The sequence below is a fragment of the Dysgonomonas sp. Shenzhen-Wh21 genome, assembly GCF_043392705.1.
Taxonomy (GTDB): Bacteria; Bacteroidota; Bacteroidia; order Bacteroidales; family Dysgonomonadaceae; genus Dysgonomonas.
Genome location: NZ_JAIXHZ010000183.1, coordinates 1 through 2560, shown reverse-complemented (window position 1 = coordinate 2560; position 2560 = coordinate 1). Strand labels below are relative to the sequence as shown.

The 2560-nt window shown below is 33.6% G+C and carries 6 protein-coding genes; all 6 read left to right on the top strand.

Translation table 11 applies throughout. The features are described from left to right. Nucleotides 1-380: 380 nt before the first annotated feature. The gene (locus LDB17_RS13095; protein WP_252639322.1) at nucleotides 381-548 is read left to right on the top strand and encodes a hypothetical protein; all 168 of its coding nucleotides are present in this window, start codon (nucleotides 381-383) and stop codon (nucleotides 546-548) included. Between the two features lie 12 nt (nucleotides 549-560). Then, nucleotides 561-824 carry a hypothetical protein gene (locus tag LDB17_RS13090; protein ID WP_252639323.1) on the top strand — a complete coding sequence of 88 codons (264 nt, stop codon included), beginning with the start codon at nucleotides 561-563 and terminating at the stop codon, nucleotides 822-824. 2 nt (nucleotides 825-826) lie between these two features. Beyond that, nucleotides 827-973, top strand: a complete 147-nt coding sequence (locus tag LDB17_RS13085) for a hypothetical protein (RefSeq protein ID WP_252639324.1) — start codon at nucleotides 827-829, stop codon at nucleotides 971-973. A 290-nt stretch (nucleotides 974-1263) separates the two neighbouring features. Continuing rightward, a complete protein-coding gene (locus tag LDB17_RS13080; RefSeq protein WP_252639325.1) occupies nucleotides 1264-1626 on the top strand; it encodes a Rha family transcriptional regulator in 363 nt (120 codons plus the stop codon). Between the two features lie 21 nt (nucleotides 1627-1647). Continuing rightward, entirely contained in the window at nucleotides 1648-2010 is a 363-nt protein-coding gene (locus LDB17_RS13075; RefSeq protein WP_306540649.1) for a phage antirepressor KilAC domain-containing protein, read from the top strand. A 115-nt stretch (nucleotides 2011-2125) separates the two neighbouring features. Next, on the top strand, nucleotides 2126-2371 hold the full coding sequence (locus LDB17_RS13070) for a hypothetical protein (protein WP_393925066.1): 246 nt from the start codon (nucleotides 2126-2128) through the stop codon (nucleotides 2369-2371). The last annotated feature ends 189 nt before the right edge of the window (nucleotides 2372-2560 follow it).

Sequence of the window (2560 nt, the reverse complement as noted above, 5' to 3'; positions counted from 1 at the left end):
TATTGAAAACTACATAATAAAACTATATATATAATTATTTAATATTTATTAACTAAATAAACATATGTGGCATTAAATATATAGTTATATTTGTATTGTAATTATAAAACTAAAGTTTAATTGATTGTGGCACGTTACAACAAATCCAAAATAATGAAAGAAGCTCACTACTGGAAAAAAATATTGGGCTATACAATGAGTGAATCTATGAAGATGGCTTGGAGAAATGCAAAATCAGTTGTGAGGAGAAACGAAGAAGCAAAAGTGAAAAATGAAGGTATGCAGAGAGAGCAAAAAATACAAAAAGATGTGATATGTCGCACTTGGCTAATACGCTTACTTATTATTATTGATCAAACGGATATAAAGCAGATTAAGCCATGCAAAAAGAATTGTCATTTACCGAACTCGATCAGTTTACTACCGATCACCTGCAAGCTATGCTAGAAAAGAACAGGCTATCGAATGAGAACCACAAGCGTATAGCTTACGAAATACGAATCAGAAGTCTAGAGCTTCCCGAAGAATTGAAATTAAATAACAATTAAATATATGCAGATATGAAAAACTTAGATTTAGACAAGATCAAACAAGAATCTGTTCACACTGGATTATTAGAGGTCATTGTGTATCTCCATCAATCTTACAATAAGATAAATGCCTTAATGAAAGATGAAGATATGAATGGTTGGTCAAAACAATTAAGGCTATTAGGGGATATGTCCGACACTCTCTGCGATTTCACGACAGACCTCAGCGAGATGATAGGGTTATTATTTGCTGCAAAATCAGACGAATCTATAAATAAGCAATTGAAAATTTAATCATGGAAACAAAATTCAACACACCGGAAGAAGAAAGAGCTTATAAGCTTGGACAAATTGATGGTATGCTTATATGCATACAGAACACCATTAAAAATTTGAAGCTTCAATACGAAAAAATATACGAGAAGCGGCTTAAGTTAAAATAATTAAGCGAATTTATAAGAAACTTGCCATAAAGCGTATGGTTTCGGAGACTATCTCATTGTCCTAAATCAATATATTTGTTAAGCAAAGTTATCTATAAAAATGATTTCGATTTATATATTAAGGTAGAATATTCTGAAATCAACTTCGTGGTAGTCGTTGGTTGCGAAAAATATAAGAAGTCATTAATTGATTAGTTGCAGACTACCACTCTAGGCAACTTTTCGATTGGTGACTTTTCTTTTGTCAGACAAATTAAAGGTTAATATATAAACTAATGATTTAATTAAATATGGATTCAAATTTGGTATTCAAAAGCGACAAAGGCAATCCTGTAACAACAAGTTTATTGGTAGCCGAGAAGTTCGAAAAAGATCATAAGAATGTAATGCGGGATATTGATAACCTTATAAAATATGTGCTCAATTTTGAGCAGATGTTCTATGAATCCTCATACTTAGATTCTTATGACAGATCACAGCGGATGTATATAATGAACCGCGACGGATTTACTCTATTAGCGATGGGCTTCACTGGTAAGAAAGCAATGAACTTTAAATTGGAGTATATTCAGCTGTTCAATAAGATGGAACAATCCTTGAAGCATCTTGACTTTTCTAACCCCGACACCGTTTTGATGCTTGCTCAAAACTGAAAAGAGGAGCAGCAAAAACGCATTGAAGCTGAGAAAAGAGCAGCTATAATGCAGCCCAAAGCGGATTTTGTTGATCGTGCAGTGGATATGGGACATCTGACAGACGTCGGACAAGCAGCAAAAATATTAAAGTTACCATTTGGGAGAAATACTTTATTCAAAAGGTTACAAGAGAAAGGCGTATTTTTTAAAGGTAGAAATGAACCTAAACAGGAATATATACAAAGGGGCTATTTCGAATTAAGGGAAAAAGAAATACCAAGAGATAATCATCCTGCGTTTATGGTAACTAAAGTGCTTGTTACTCAAAAAGGGTTGTTTTGGTTATCAAAAATGTTTAGTTCTAATCCCCATGCTTCTATACCGACTTTAAATTTACAGTAAATTATGGCTAACAACTTAAATTAGCATAAGCACCTCACAAGGGTGTTTTTTTTGTCACTTCCAGAAATTATCCCAACTAGGTATATTTTATATAAAATATCAAATTTATACCATTATGCTAAAACTAATAAGTGCATCAGTAACAAAAGAGTCAACTTTGACCCTAGGCGGTTATGAATATCGTGTTGTATATACGATTGTTAACGGAGTGATAACCTTGATTTCATGCTCGATTCGACAAGAAGTAAACTCTGTACCAAATGAGGTCGGTAATATTCGGAAGGAAAACGGACAGGTAAATTTATTTCTCCGGGATACTGAGGATTATATCGCCCATGCCGAACAATTCAAAGCCATTTAGCCCAAATAAAGAAATCGAGTAATCCAATTAGGAAACCATCTGTATAGTTGTTATCCATCGCATTATTCCTCTATTGGTTGTACTTCTTTTTCTATCTCGTTGGCAATTGCTTTGAATTGTTCGGCATGGGCGATATAATCCTCAGTATCCCGGAGAAATAAATTTACCTGTCCGTTTTCCTTCCGAATA